Below are 15,111 nucleotides of genomic sequence, written 5' to 3' on the forward strand. Positions count from 1 at the left end.
GGCGGTGCGGCCCCAGGCGATGCTTTCGAGGCGGTGGGGAATGGGCGTTGACCGTACCTCTCCCATGTTCATGCAGCCAAAGCCGCGGGCGCTGCCCCGGTCCGGAAGGCGCTTACCGCGCCGACCAGTTGGTGCGCCTGTTCCTGCTGGGCGTTCGAGGCCGCGGCGGCTTGTTCCACCAGGGCGGCATTGTGCTGCGTCACTTCATCCATTTGCGCCACGGCGTGGTTGATCTGGTCGATGCCGCCCGCCTGCTCCTCGGACGCCGCGGAAATCTCGCCCATGATGTCGGTCACCCGCTGTACCGAGGCCACGATTTCCCGCATGGTGATGCCCGTCTGCTCGACCTGCTGCGCGCCCATGTTCACCTTTTCCACCGAGCTTTCGATCAGCGCCTTGATTTCCCTGGCGGCGACGGCGCTGCGCTGGGCCAGCGTGCGCACCTCGCCCGCCACCACGGCGAATCCCTTGCCCAGTTCGCCCGCCCGGGCGGCTTCCACCGCCGCGTTCAAGGCGAGAATATTGGTCTGGAACGCAATACCGTCGATCACCGACACGATTTCGGCAATTTTGTCCGAACTGGCCGAGATGGCCTGCATGGTGCCGACGACATCGGCCACCGCCGCGCCGCCGCGCACCGCGACTGCCGAGGCGGTCGCCGCCAATCGATTGGCTTGGCGCGCATTGTCGGCATTCTGCTTGACGGTCGATGCCAGTTCCTCCATCGACGCCGCCGTCTCTTCCAGCGACGCCGCCTGCTGCTCGGTCCGCGAGGAGAGGTCGGTATTGCCCGCGGCAATCTGCTGCGACGAAATGGCAATGGCGTCCGCGCCGCTGCGTACTTGCGCGACGATGCCGCTCAAGTTCTCGTTCATGGTCCGCATGGCGTTGAGCAGGGCGCCGATCTCGTCCTTGCCGCCTGTTGGGATGCGGCCCGTCAGGTCGCCCGCCGCGATCCGGTTGGCGACGGACTGCGCCGCCTCGACCGGCAGGGTAATGGCGCGGACGACGATGATCCCCAGCACGATACCCAGTAGGACCAGCAACAGGCAGCCGCCCAGCAAGGCTGCCTGGCTTATAAGGATGTCCGAGCGCTCCGCCTGCAACTGCGCCTGCACCTGACCCGCGGCCTTGTCGGCCAAGGCATACGTCGCATCGATGGTGGCGGTGAGGGTTTGCAGATACTGGCTGGCTGGATAGGCCAGGCGCTGCGCGTCGACGATTTCCCGCTCGGCCAGCGCCAACGTGCTCTTGATCCTGTCGCCGACCAGTCCAAGATCCTGGTCCAACGCCGCCCGTAGCCCGGGGGCCGCGTCGAAGGCCTTGCCATAAACGATCCGCATATCGTGCAGCCCCGCCTCGGTACGGGAGGCCAGCGACGCCAGACGGGTGCGATCCGCGGGACTGGCATCTTGCCGGGTCAATGCCACGACGCCATAGACCCGCATCTGGCCCATGAACTCGGTCAAGCGCGGCAGGTTCACCAGCGACGCGGTGATCGCGAAGTAGTTGGCCGGCACGGACTCCAGCGTCAGCCCGAAATGGTCCAGGATGCGATCATGCAATTCGAGCGCTTGCGCGATCAGGGCGATGTGCCGGGCCACGCTTTCGTCGCTGCTGATGCGCTTGGCGGCGATGTCCGCGGCCAGCGCCTGCCAGTGCCCGTTGAGCCGGGCGTAGTCTTCACGCAAGCGCTCGCTTCCGCCAGGCCCCCGGACAAAGGCGTCGATGCGCCGCGCGATCTGGTCTGCCTGGCCTTGCAGGGCAGTGCGTTTCTGTTCAGCCGAAGCATCGCCCCTGGCATTGAGCGCCAGCGACGACGCCGCCCGATGTTGTTGCGCCAGGCGCATCAGATTGAGCAGGTCCTGGGAAGGACCCAGGCCGCTCAGTTCGGTATCGATGCGGGAAATTTGCTGGTAGGCAGTGTTTACATGCAGGGCCAGCAGGAATCCGCAAACGGTGATCGCCACCCCGCCGAGCACCAGGAATTTCCGGGACAGACGCAGATTGGAAATAAATCTGATCATGGCGGCGAAGTATGTCAAATAGTTACAATGGTTTTGATCATACCTGCGCTGAATTCGGCGGCAATACGTCGATTCACGTATTCGACGATGGGTCGACGCACCGCGCGGTCCGCCTCGGTGTCTCAACCATGCGCCGTGCGGCCGCTCGATATCAGACCCGATTCCCCCGCGCAACACCATGATGTTGTTAGGCAACAATCCCATGAAATCGGCCGCGCGGGTCGGGCGGTGCTCTACATTTCTCCATAGTCATCAATAAGAAAACGCCAAGGCGGCGTTCAAAAAAGAGCAAGCGGGGGAAAGGCTGATGGATATGGCGGTCAAGGAACTGGCGCGCTTCGGGCAGCTTGTCGACCTGATCTATGAAGGGGCGACAGCGCCCGATCGCTGGACCCGGGACATCCTCCCTTCGGTCGCGGAATACCTTGGCGCGCCCAGTTGCATCATGTACTCGTGGCTGCATACGCCGCAGCAGGGTGGCTATTTCTTCCTGCATGGCATCGAGCAGGAACTCGTGGACCTGTACGTGCAGAAGTACTACGACGCCGACGTCTGGAAGATCGCGATGGCGGCGAAGAATCTCTATTCGACAGGCGTCATCGTGAGCGGCGACGATATCGTGCCGCGCAAGCAGTTGCTCGAATCGGTGTTCTACAAGGAATGCCTGTCGCACAACCGGAACATGGTGCAACTGCTGACCGGCATCGTATTTGGAAGCGAGTCCGCGACATCGCTGCCGACCACGTGCTCGTTTTTCCGGGGTTCCCACCATCCGGATTTCACCGAGATGGATCGGACGCGGCTGCGCCTGCTGCTACCCCACCTGTCGCGCTCGCTCGGCGTCATGCAGCGCCTGCGTTCGACCGAGTTGACGCTGGCCACCAGCCTCGCCGCGCTGGACCGCTTGCCGTCCGGCGTCTTGCTGCTGGATCGACTGGGGTATGTGGCCTTCGCCAATCGCGCGGCCTCGGCCATGCTGGAGGCTGGCGACGGACTGTACCTGCGCAAGGCTGCCCACGCGGCTGAACACAAGGAGTTGGCGGGGCACACGCTATCGACGAGCCTGACAATCAGGACCGCCATCGATGCCACGTTGAGCGTGGATCCCTACGCCGCGCAGCATTTTTCAAAATCGATCGTCATTCCTCGCGCGGCGCGTCCCGGCAGCTACGCGCTGCAGTTTTCCGCGTTGGGTTCGCACAACGAATTCGGGGGCGATGGCGGCGCATACGCCGCCATCATTTTCATTGCCGACGGTTCCGATCCGGCGCCGATCAACACCGGCGCCTTGCGGGAGAGCTACGGCTTGACCGCGATGGAGGCGCGCGTGGCGGCAACCCTGGTCGAGCGCGCCTCGGCCAAGGATGTGGCTGCCGCGCTCGGCGTCAGTCCGAACACCGTACGGACGCATATCAAGAGCATCTACGCCAAGCTCGGCGTCGATACCCGGACCCGCTTCGTGAAACTGATGCTGGGCATTTCCAAGCCATAGCGCATAGCGCGTGGATCTTCTGTTCCGCGTCGAATTTCCTATTCCATTTCCTGGCGATTGTCCATCCCCTATTTGTGGGGAGATTTTGATGATGGACAGTTCTAGCATTCGCGCATTCGGGTTCCGTTCAGCTCGGCGTTCGCTGTTTTGTATCTAGATATACCAGTGCCTGAGTTTTCGCCTCGAATAGTTACATTTGGATGTATTGAATATCGAATAGTTAATGCATTCGTCATTATTTGACGATCGTGAATTCTCTACCAAGGGCTCAAACATGGCTGCTGATGTGGTGATCAACGCTTCCTCCACTCCCCTGACTCCCAAGGCCACGCGCGCTGCGCGTCTGCCTGAAACACAGCGAGCCGCGGTGAAGCGACACCCGGGACATCTTCCCGTGGAAGGCTGGACCGTGGATAGCGCCAAGGGCATCCTGGTCCAGGATGACCCGGCGGCCCAAGTCCGGTCCAAGCTGACGGCGCGCATCGACGATGCCGCTGCGCCGGCTTCGCAGGAGGACGACCTCCAGGCGCAAGTCGACGACGCCGGTATCGGCAGCTACCGCGAGGAGACCTACCAGGCGCAAGGCGAACGGATCGAGTACGCCAGCGCTGGAACCGCCCAGACCGATGCCGCGCCGGCGGACAGCGCAAGCGACGCGAGCGCGGCGGGGGGTTCCGGAGGCCTGTCGGGCGGGATGATCGCAGCGCTTGGGGCGCTTGGCGTCGGCATCATCGCCGCCGCCGCGAGCGGTGGCGGTGGTGGCGGTGGCGGCTCGTCGTCGTCCTCCGGCGGCGCCACGGGCGGCTCCACCACGCCCGGCGCGGCTGGCGGCGGCACGGTCGACAATCCGTCCGCCCCTGTCGGCGATAACGGCTCGCCGGGCGAGAATCCCCCGTCCGGCTCGGGCTCCGGCCCCGGCTCCGGCGGCGCGACGGACACCACGCCGCCCAGCTTCGTCAGCATCGCCGCCCACAGCGGCGGCGCCGGGCAAGGCACCATCGTCATTACCTTCAATGAAGCCCTGGACGCTTCCCATCCGCCTTCGCTCGGCGACTTCGTGATCAGCACCAACGGCGCGGCCAACCCCGTCGCCAGCATTTCCATCAGCGGCTCGACCATCACGCTCACGCTGACCAATGCGTTCGGGGCCCACGATAGCGTATCGGTGGCGTACAACGACCCCACCGCGGGCAACGACGCCTCGGCGATCCAGGATGCGGCGGGCAACGACGCGGCCAGCTTCTCGATCAGCTCGGCCTCGGTGGCGGACGGTTACGTGCGCGGCGCCGAGATCTGGATCGACACCAACGGCGACGGTACGGCCGACTACGATACGGGCATCAAGACCGATGCCAATGGCAGCTTCTTCCTGCCCGCCAGCGTCCCGTCGGGCACCGTCGTCGCCAAGGGCGGCGTGAACATCGACACCGGCGTGGCGAATACGGTCGAACTCAAGGCGCCGAGCGGCTCCACCGTCATCAATCCGCTGACCACGCTGGTGGCGGCGGTGGTGCAGGCCACCGGGCAGACGGCGGCGCAGGCGGCCGCGCAGGTCCAGGCGGCGCTGGGCCTGGGCACGGTCGACCTGTTGCACTACGACCCCATCAACCAGAACGACCTGGCCGCCCAGAAAGCCGCCGCCACCATTGCGACGGCCATGGCCCAGGCTGCCGCGGCGGCCTATGACGCCACGTCCGGCACCACGGGCGCGGACGCCTCCGGCGCGGCGGCGACCGCCAGCAATAGCGTGCTGGCCGCGTTGGCCGATTCGATCACCGGCGCCAGCGGCGCGGTTGACCTTGCCGCGACGGTAGGGCCCACGGTGAACCTCGCCGTGACCTCGGCGGTGGCCGATGCCCTGACGCATGCCGGCGTCGACGCCACCATCGCGGGCAACGCCGCGGCGGCCGCGGCGGCAAGCGCCGAGAACCTCGCCGATGCCGCGGCGACCGCCATCGCCAACGCCGGCGACATCGCATCGATCTCCGATGTGCAGTCCGCCGCGCTGGACAGGATCGCGCCGCACGCTACCGGGCTGACGGCCGACGCGGCGCTGACCAATCTCACCACGGCGACGGTACACGTCTCGTTCGATGCGAGCGCCACCGACGGCACGGCCGCGATGGCCGGCGATACCGTCAATGTTTACGCCGGCAACACCGTGGTCGGCACGTACGTGCTGACCGCCGCCGACATCGCGGCGGGCGCCGCCACCGTGACCGTGTCCGGCCTGGTCGAGGGCAGCAATACGCTGACGGCCACGGTCACCGACAAGGCCGGCAACGAGAGCACCGCCACCGCGGGTGTCGCCGTGGTCGTGGACACGATCGTGCCTTCCGCGCCCACGCTGGCGCTGGGCAACGATACCAGCCATGGCGCCGCCGTGACCGGCAATGGCGTCGTCACGGTGTCGGGCCTGGAGTCCGGCGCCACGTGGGAGTACAGCCTCGACAATGGCGCGCACTGGACGGCCGGTAGCAGCGGCATCATCAACCTGAACGGCACGCCCGATGGCGACAAGACCGTGCTGGTGCGCCAGCGCGACGCCGCCGGCAATCTCGGCTCGAATGCCGAGCTGGACTTCACGCTCGATACCACGCCGGCAGCCGCGCCCACTCGCTTGACCGTCATTCCGACGGAAACGGGCGGCACGCTGCGTGTGTGGCTCGACGTTTCCTCGACGGATGGGCACCGCATTGCGGAGGGGGACCTTGTCACCGTGACGATTACCACCATCGACGCGACGAATCCCGCCGGCTCCCAGCAGGTGACGGCGGCCGATCTCGCGAACGGCTATGTGGATGTCGCCCTGTCCAACACGCCCGACTCGGGCTCCGCGACCCTGGGCGCGTCGATCACCGACCAGGCCGGCAATCCCGGCCTTACGTCCGCCTTGGCGCTGTTCATCGGGCAAGACGGCGGGGTTACCCTGGACGAGTCGGGGGTGACGGCGCCCGTGTTCATCATGGGCGGCGATGGCGACGACGTCTTGCGCGGCGGACCCGGCAACGACACCATCTACGGTGGCGCCGGCGACGATCGTATCCGGGGCAATGGCGGCGCCGATACCCTCCATGGCGGCGATGGCGCGGACCGTTTCCAGTACACCAGCCCCGGCCACCTGGCCGGCGACGTCATTACCGGCACCGATACCATTTGGGACCATGTGTCGCCCGTCGCCGACGGCGGCGATCCCACTACCCAGGATCGTATCCAGCTTTTCGGCAACGGGACCTACGATTTCAGCACCGCCAACGTCAGCTACATCGACCGTGTCGACGTGCAGTCGGGAACCGGCTCGGGTCCCAGTCCCTTGCCCAGTTACGCCGCCACCATGGGCGGGGCGACGCCCGGCAGCGTGACGATCGTCCTCTCCGCCGACATGGTGGCGTCGGCGGACTTCAACGGCGACGGCGTCCATGGCGACATCCGCATCACGGGATACGACAATGCCACGGATGCCAACGGCGCCAACCTGCCTACCATGACCAGCATCACGGTGGATGCCCGCGCGCTTGGGGCCGGCCAGTGGATCGAAGTGGATGGCCAGCCCGGCTCGGGTTCCAACGGCCCGGTGGGCGCCCCCAACCAGCCCTTCGGCGGCATGAACGGCAACGACATCATCTACGGCGGCGCCGGCCCGGATCGCATCAACACGGGCCTGGGCGATGACATCATTTATGCTGGCGCTGGCGACGACCGCATCACGGGCGGCCTGGGCGCCGATACCATCTACGGCGGCGACGGCGCGGACCGCATCCAGTACATGAGCGGCGATCCGCTCGAACTGCACGGCGATACCATTACGGGAACCAGCACGGTGTGGGATGGCGACCCGGGCACCCTGGCCGACGGCGGCGATCCCGCCACCCGGGATCGCATCCAGCTCGGCGCGGCATCGACGGACATCACCTACGATTTCCATGACGCGCACAGCGTCAGCTATATCGACCGGGTCGACGTGATGTCGGATACGTCCGGCTCCCAGGGCCACATGACGGTGGTGCTGACCGCCAACATGGCGGCATCGGCCGACTACAACGGCGACGGCGCGTATGGCGACATCGGCGTCACCGGATACGACGTCAACAACAATCCGACCACGATGGGCGTCACCATCGACGGCTCGGCGTTGACGGCGAATGAACACCTGTTCGTGCATGGCGAGGACGGCTCCGGCGTGACTACGGGCGCCTTCGGCGGCATGCAGGGGAACGACACGCTGATCGGCGGCGCCGGCGACGACGTCCTGATCGGCGGCAAGGGGGCCGATACGCTGACCGGCAACGGCGGCGCGGACACCTTCGCGTTCTTCCAGGGCGATACGCCCCTGGCGACCAGCATCCAGCTGGCGGGCGCGACGGTGGACGGCGACGGCAGCACCTTGTCGTTCGCCAACGGACTGGATGTCATTACGGACTTCTCCGCCAGTGACCAGATCCTGCTGGGTCCCGACGTCGGCCTGGCCCACCTCGCCGACGCCAGCCAGGCCGCCGATGGGGTGCTGGCCGACCAGTCGTACCACGCCGTGCAAGGAACCTACGCCGGCGGCACGTTCACCGTGAATGCGGCGGGCGGCAGCACCCTGGTGCTCTACGACGGCGATAGCAGCAGCAATGTGAGCACGACCGCCATCCTGCTGAGCAACGTGACGCTGGACCAGTTGCAGTTCAACAATGGGACCATCACGCACGCATGAGCCGTAGCAACAGGAAGTGGTTGTCGATGGAATCCTGCCGCGGGCCTGCCGCCCGCATGCCGCGGCGGATCGCCCTGGTTGCGGCGCCGACGGTGCTGGCGCTGGCAGTCTCGATGCTGGCGCCGGCCACGTCAATGGCGGCGGGGGACTGGACGATCCCCGCCTTGCTGCAACGGGCGGAAACCACCCACCCGTCGGTGGCCGGCCGGCGCGCCGACCACGCGGCGGCCCAAGCCAACCGCGATGCCGCCGGTTGGCAGCGCTTCCCCACGCCCAGCGTGGAGCTGGGCTCGCGTTCCTTGGGCGGCACCGGCACGGATACGCTCAACGGCTCGACGCGCGCGATCCGGCTGGACCAGCCCCTGTGGACCGGTGGCCGCATCGATGCCGGCATCGATGCGGCCGACCAGCGCTTGCAGGCATCGGACGCGGCGATCACCGAGGTGCAACTCGACCTGCGCATGAAGGTCGCCAACGCCGCCAGCGAGGCCATGCGCCAGCAGGAGCGCGTGCGCGTCGCGCAAGGCCATGTGGCCCAGCTGGACAAGCTGCAGGGCATGATACGGCGTCGTGTGGCCCAGGAAGTCAGCGCCTCCGCCGACCTCAACCTGGCGCAGTCGCGCCTGCTGGCCAGCGTCAACGACGTCAACGCCGGCAAGCAGGCCTTGCGCACGGCGCTGGTGCAGCTGGAGCAGCTGGTCGGCGAGCCGGTGGGCCGCGTGGTCGAGAGCCCAGGCGACGAGGCAGGCCTGGCCGACGACAAGCCCGGCCTGCTCGCGCGCACGCTGGACGTCTCGCCGCGCCTGAAACGCCTGCGCTACGAGGAACGTCAGGCCGAGGCCACGGTGCGCGTGCGCCGCGCGGTCTTGAGCCCGGCGGTGCTGCTGCGCCTGGAAAACCTCCAGGGGACGGCGCTGGTCGGCACCGGCGTGGGATCGACCAACCGCGCGCTGGTCGTGTTGCAGTGGCAGACCGGCGCGGGGCTGTCGGCCTTGTCGGCGGTCAGCGAGGCGCGGGCGCAGCAGGAGGCCACGCGCCAGGCGCGCGAGGCGGCCGTGCGCGAGGTGACCCAGCAGTTCGAATCGGACTGGGCGCAATGGCAGGACGCCAGGCTGCGCCTGGATGTGGCCAGGCGCATACAGGGCACGGCGGCCGAGGTGGCGGATTCCTATTCACGCCAATACGTGGCGGGACGCAAAAGCTGGTTGGACATGATGAATTCCGTGCGTGAAGTGGAGCAGGCCGAACTGGCGAGCGTGGACGTGCGCTACGAGGCCCAGGCCGCGGCCCTGCGCCTGCGCCTGGAATCGGGGAGCCTGCAATGAAGCATTTTCTGGAAAGCGGGGGAGGCGGGTCGGTCGCGCCCGCGCGGCCCAAGGCGCTGCGCTGGGTGATGGCCGCGCTGTGGCTGCGCAAGGGGCCTTTCGTGGAGACCCTGGTGGCGACCACCGTGGCCAACCTGCTGGCCCTGGGCACCTCGATGTTCTCCATGCAGGTGTATGACCGGGTGATTCCCAGCGAAGGTCACCAGACCCTTTGGGTGCTGACGGTGGGCGTGAGCCTGGCGGTGGTGCTGGAGTTCCTGCTTCGCCTGCTGCGCGGCCGCATGCAGGAACGTATCGCCAGCTCGGTCGACCGGACGTTGTCGCGGCGTTTCTTCGAACGCATGATGCGCGTGCGGATGGAGGCCCGGCCGCCGACGGTGGGCACGCTGGCTTCGCAGATCAAGGGCTTCGAACTGGTGCGGGGCGTGATGACCGCGACGTCCTTGCTGGTGCTGGCCGACATGCCGTTCGCGCTGCTGTACATCGGCGTGATCGCGTTGGTGGGCAGCTGGGTCGCGCTGGTGCCGCTGGTGGTGGCGCCGGTGAGCGTGCTGACGGGCCTGGCCCTGCAGGCGCTGGTGCGGCGGCATGCGCGCGCGCAGCAGGCGGCGGCGAACCAGAAGGCCGGCTTGCTGGTCGAGGCCGTCGATGGCGCCGAGTCGGTGAAGGCCAATGGCGGTGAACAGGCCTTGCAGGCGCGCTGGAGCGCATTGGTGGACCAGGCCGCCCTGGCGGAGCGCCAGTCGCGCGATCACGGTGGCCTCGCGCAGCAGCTGGCGACCAGCCTGCAGCAGTTGGGCTACGTGGCCGTCATCGCGTTCGGCGCGTGGCTGGTTTCCGAGAACCGGATCACGATGGGTGGCTTGCTGGCCTGTTCCATCCTCTGCAACCGCGCGCTGTCGCCGCTGATCCAGCTGCCCGGCGTGATGATGCAATGGGCCCATGCGCGGGTGGCGCTGGATGCGCTGGACCGCCTGCTGGCCCTGCCCAGCGAGGAAGACGAGCGCGAGCAGGCGCTCAAGCCCGGCGTGCTGGAACCCTCCTTGCGTTTCGAGCGCGTGCGTTTTGCCTATGTCCGCGAAGCCCAGCCCGCGTTGGACCTGGAGCGCTTGCGGATTCGACAAGGCGAGCGCGTCGGCCTGCTGGGCCCGGTGGGCTCGGGCAAGAGCACCTTGCTCAAGCTGGCCAGCACGCTGTATCGGCCCCACGAGGGCCGGGTCTTCCTCTCGGACCTGGACGCCGCGCAGATAGCCCCGGACGTGGCTCGCGCGGCGGTGGGCTATCTGCCGCAGGACCCGCGGCTGTTCAGCGGCACCTTGCGCGACAACCTGCTGCTGGGCTTGCCCGACCCCGGCGACGCGGCCTTGCTGGCGGCCGCCAGGCGCACTGGGCTGGCGCGCTTGATCACCGGCCAGTCCAAGGGCCTGGCCCTGCCCATCGCCGAAGGCGGCCGCGGCGTGTCGGGCGGTCAGAGGCAGCAGTTGGCCTTGACGCGCCTGCTGCTGGCGCGCCCGGCCATGTGGCTGCTGGACGAACCAACCGGCGCGATGGACGCCGACAACGAGGCGCTGGTGGTGCGCCTGTTGCGGGAAGAACTGCAAGGCGCGCGCACGGCTTTGATCGCCACGCACAAGACCGCCTTGCTGCCGCTGTTTACGCGCCTGATCGTGATGCAGGGCGGCCGGGTCGTGCTGGACGGTCCGCGCGACGAGGTCATCGCGCAATTGAACGCCGCACGGATGCCGGTGGAGGCGCCCCAGTCATGAACACCCATATGGATTTCGACGTCCGCCTGGCGGATGACGGCGGCGTGGGCAAGGGCAGCCGCGCGCTGTTGTGGGCCATCGTGGTGGCGGTGGCGGGCTTCGTGCTGTGGGCCCACTGGGCCGAGCTGGACAAGATCACGCGCGCCAACGGGCAGGTGATCGTCAGTTCGCGCAATCAGGTGATCCAGGCGCCGGACGGCGGCGTGCTGGAGGAGATGCTGGTGCGCGAAGGCGACACGGTCAGGCGCGGCCAGCAGTTGTTCCGTTTCGAACAGACCCGCGCGCGCGCGGCCGTGCAGGAAAGCGTGGCCAAGGTCGCGGGCCTGAAGGTGGCGGTGGCGCGCTTGCAGGCCGAAGTGTTCGACACGCCCTTGCGTTTCGATGCCGACGCCGGCGCCTATCCCGAACTGCGCGACAACCAGATAGCCTTGCTGCGGCGGCGGCAAGCCGCCTTGAAGGAGGAAATCGGCGCGCTGGAGCAGGCCCGCAAGCTGGCGCAGGCGGAACTGAGCATGAACCTGCCGCTGGTGTCGCGCGGCGACGTCAGTCGCGCCGAGGTGCTGAAGCTGCAACGGCAGGTGGTCGACCTGTCCGGCCAGATCACCAACAAGCGCAACAAGTACTACCAGGATGCCCAGGCCGACCTCGCCAAGGCGCAAGAAGACCTCGAAGGCGCCACCCAGGTGCTGGCCCAGCGGCGGGAACAGCTCGAACACACGCAGATCTACGCCCCCATGGACGGCGTGGTGCGCAACGTGCGCCTGACCACCGCCCTGGGCGGGGTGGCGCGCGCGGGGGACGAGATCCTGCAGATCGTGCCGATCGACGAGGACCTGGTCATCGAGGCCAAGGTCAAGCCGCGCGACATCGCGTTCATCAAGGCCCAGCTGCCGTCCAGTATCAAGCTCGACGCCTACGATTACTCGATCTACGGATCCTTGCAGGGGACGGTCAGCTACATCAGCGCCGACACCCTGAACGACGAGGCGAAGGACGGCACGCAGCAACCCTACTACCGCGTGCAGGTCAAGACCAGGAGCCGCGAGCTCACCAGCCGCGACGGCCAGCCCATACAGACCCAGCCCGGGATGACGGCCACTGTCGAGATCAAGACCGGCAAGCACACGGTGTGGGAATACCTGACCAAGCCCATCACGAAGACGCTGGGCGAGTCCTTGCAGGAGCGCTGAGGTTCGCCGCTGGTGCGCCGTCGGTTCGCCGTCGGTCCGCCGCCAGGATTGCCGCTAGGATTGCCGCGAACCCCGGGCGGTCGCCTCCTGATCCTGCCGGCGCCAGGCGGCGCGCATGTCCGCTATCCGTCGTAGCGCCGCTTGCGACATTTGCCACCAGCCGAACGGTCGCGGGTCGGCGAGCATGCTCATGGCGCGCGCATAGTCCAGCGTCAGCCCGGGCGTCCATGCCATCGTCAGCGCGCGCTTGCGTATCTGGGCCGCGACCCACAATTCAGGGGTTAGGAGCAGGCGCAGCAGCACGCGCCATCCCGCTTTCGATCCGTGCAGGCGGCCGACGGCGCCCTCCAGCGCCGCATCGAGCGCGTTGGAGACCGAACTGGAGCAATTCCGGTGGGTGAGGTTGTACGTGGCCTCCTGGCGATACGCCTCCCAGAAGGCCGCCAGCCGCCGCGCATCGTAGTTGCGGATCCTGACCTGGACGGAAGACGGGCACCAGGCCCGCGATTCGGTGGCGTAATCGGGCTGGAACACGCCGGGCACATCGTTGTCGGCGGTGGCGCGCAGCAGCTGGGCGAATTGATCGGGCGATCGATCGATTTCCTGCGCCGGGTACAGGCTGATGTATATCCCGTCGGGCGTTTCCAGCGCCGCATGGCCCGTGGAAATGACGCCGTTGACGTCCACGGCCGCGATGTAGCGATCCACCAGCGGATAGTTGCGCGTTTCCGCCTTCGCCGACCCTGTCGGCGTCCAGATATGGACGGTCAAGGCTCTTTCGGTCTGCTGGGGAGGACCATCGAACGTGACGTCCTGGAAGTGGCCTGCCAGGTCTTCCGTCGGCATGAAGTTCGCCTGTCGATGGTCGTGCAGGGTCGAATCGGCGCCCAGGCGCTTCACGCGTCCGGCCAGCGCAAGCAGCTTCAGGCCCGAGAACGCGAGAAAGAGTCCCAGGAAATAGGGCAGCGTGCCGACGTAATGGGTGGGATAAGGCTGGAAGAAGAAGATCGCCAGCGCGATCTCGGCGATGCCGGACGCGAGGACGTATTTCCAGCGCTCATAGCGAACCACATAGGCCGCCGTGCATTGCATCACGCCGTCGGCCAGGAACAGCAGCCCGAAGATCATCGACAGGACAAAATGCCCATGGTGCTGGCCGGCCAGGATCAGGACGCCTATGGTCACGGCGAACAGGCCTTTGGCGAAGCGCAGCACGCGCTGTCCGCCCACGCCCGATTTCGCGATGAGCAAGGTCGCCGATCCTTCGAGGATGAAGATGATCGCGAACAGGGCCAGCGGGAAATACAGCGCGCCATCCAGCGCGTCGATGAAGACGCCTATGCCGGCCAGCAGCAGCAGCCAACCGATGATGACCAGCATCCTGCCGCGCCGGCGCAGGAACTCGCCGCCAAGAAGCAAAAGAATCAGATGCGTCATGCCAGATCCCTGTTCCCGTTATTTTTGATTTTTCTCGCCGGATGCTAACTGAGTAAACCGTCGGTCCGAAATATTTTTCAGATTTTGTTGCATCTCCATGTGGGGCGGAGGCGCAACGCGCGCACGCCGCCAGGCCAGGACGACCCAAAAAAACAAGCCCGCGAGCGATGGTGCTCGCGGGCTGGGCTGGATGGGCGCGGCGAGGTCACCGGACCCGCCACGGCGGTGCGAACCGCTCAGTGATCCAGCGTCGCCGCGGACGCCGCGCCGCCGGCGGCGGGGATGCGACCGAACTGGCCGCTGCGGAAGTCCTCCATCGCCTGCTGGATTTCCTCGTGGCTGTTCATGACGAAGGGTCCGTAGCCGACCACCGGCTCGTCGATGGGCTCACCCGACAGCCACAGCAAGGTGACGTCGTTGTTGGCTTCCAGGTGCACCTCGTCGGCCTCGCGATCCATGTGCACCAGCTGGCCGGCGCGGGCGATTTCCCCGTTGACCAGGACGGTGCCATGCATCACCACCAGCGCCAGGGTATGGCCGGGCTGGGCCTTGAACGCCGCCGTGGCGCCGGTCTTGAGCCGCACGTCCCAGACATCGATGGGCGTGAAGGTCCTGGCCGGGCCGTGGCTGCCGCCATGGTCGCCAGCGATGACACGGACGAACCCCGCGTCTGCGGGCAGCGCCACTTGCGGAATGTCGGCGTTCAGCAGGGTCTGGTACCCGGGCGCCGACATCTTGTCCCGCGCCGGCAGGTTGACCCAGAGTTGCATCATCTCCAGCGGACCGCCGCTGCGGGCAAAGTCGTCGGAATGGTATTCCTCGTGCAGGATGCCCGAGGCCGCCGTCATCCACTGCACATCGCCGGGGCCGATGGTGCCGCCCGCGCCCGTGGAATCTCGGTGCGCGACCTCGCCTTCATAAACGATGGTCACGGTCTCGAAGCCGCGATGGGGGTGCGTGCCCACGCCCCGGCGCGCCGTGGTGGGCGCGAAGGTCTGGGGACCGGCATGGTCCAGCAGCAGGAACGGGCTCAGGGCCTTGCCATGGTCGCCGTAGCTGAACAGGGAGCGGACGGGGAAACCGTCACCCACCCAGTGGGGGCGAGGGGCGTCATAGATACCCAGGATTCTCTTGAGCATGATGTTTCTCCTTTGCTGCGCTCGCGCGAGCCGGAA

8 protein-coding genes are annotated in these 15,111 nt (G+C 67.0%); 5 read left to right on the plus strand and 3 right to left on the minus strand.

All coding sequences use genetic code 11. The features are described 5' to 3' along the window. Positions 1–68: 68 nt before the first annotated feature. Positions 69–2,027: a methyl-accepting chemotaxis protein gene (locus C7R54_RS29395; protein WP_275669708.1), complete on the minus strand. Its 1,959-nt coding sequence runs from the start codon at positions 2,025–2,027 to the stop codon at positions 69–71. A 307-nt stretch (positions 2,028–2,334) separates the two neighbouring features. Between C7R54_RS29395 and C7R54_RS26165 the strand changes: the two genes are divergently transcribed. The 5 genes from C7R54_RS26165 to C7R54_RS26185 all read left to right on the plus strand — a co-directional run bounded on the left by C7R54_RS26165 (position 2,335) and on the right by C7R54_RS26185 (position 12,499). Next, positions 2,335–3,519, plus strand: a complete 1,185-nt coding sequence (locus C7R54_RS26165; protein ID WP_129153855.1) for a helix-turn-helix transcriptional regulator — start codon at positions 2,335–2,337, stop codon at positions 3,517–3,519. 274 nt (positions 3,520–3,793) lie between these two features. Continuing rightward, positions 3,794–8,218: a beta strand repeat-containing protein gene (locus tag C7R54_RS26170; RefSeq protein WP_192903748.1), complete on the plus strand. Its 4,425-nt coding sequence runs from the start codon at positions 3,794–3,796 to the stop codon at positions 8,216–8,218. Beyond that, positions 8,215–9,543 (plus strand): TolC family protein, encoded by a 1,329-nt coding sequence (locus C7R54_RS26175; RefSeq protein WP_240039723.1) that lies wholly within the window; start codon positions 8,215–8,217, stop codon positions 9,541–9,543. The genes C7R54_RS26170 and C7R54_RS26175 overlap by 4 nt, the downstream gene beginning before the upstream one ends. Then, the gene (locus tag C7R54_RS26180; RefSeq protein WP_129153857.1) at positions 9,540–11,309 is read left to right on the plus strand and encodes an ATP-binding cassette domain-containing protein; all 1,770 of its coding nucleotides are present in this window, start codon (positions 9,540–9,542) and stop codon (positions 11,307–11,309) included. Before C7R54_RS26175 ends, C7R54_RS26180 begins: the two co-directional genes overlap by 4 nt. After that, positions 11,306–12,499, plus strand: coding sequence for a beta-barrel domain-containing protein (locus C7R54_RS26185; RefSeq protein WP_240039724.1), 1,194 nt, complete (start codon positions 11,306–11,308; stop codon positions 12,497–12,499). The genes C7R54_RS26180 and C7R54_RS26185 overlap by 4 nt, the downstream gene beginning before the upstream one ends. Positions 12,500–12,553: 54 nt before the next feature. Here C7R54_RS26185 and C7R54_RS26190 read toward each other — a convergent pair whose 3' ends face one another. Together C7R54_RS26190 and C7R54_RS26195 are read right to left on the minus strand one after the other, a co-directional pair. Further along, complete coding sequence (locus tag C7R54_RS26190; protein WP_129153858.1) at positions 12,554–13,936, minus strand: HdeD family acid-resistance protein; 1,383 nt, start codon at positions 13,934–13,936, stop codon at positions 12,554–12,556. A 236-nt stretch (positions 13,937–14,172) separates the two neighbouring features. Next, positions 14,173–15,075 (minus strand): pirin family protein, encoded by a 903-nt coding sequence (locus C7R54_RS26195; protein WP_129153859.1) that lies wholly within the window; start codon positions 15,073–15,075, stop codon positions 14,173–14,175. Positions 15,076–15,111 lie beyond the last annotated feature (36 nt).

This window comes from Achromobacter aloeverae (assembly GCF_004121055.1).
In the GTDB taxonomy this organism is placed as follows: Bacteria; Pseudomonadota; Gammaproteobacteria; order Burkholderiales; family Burkholderiaceae_B; genus Bordetella_C; species Bordetella_C aloeverae.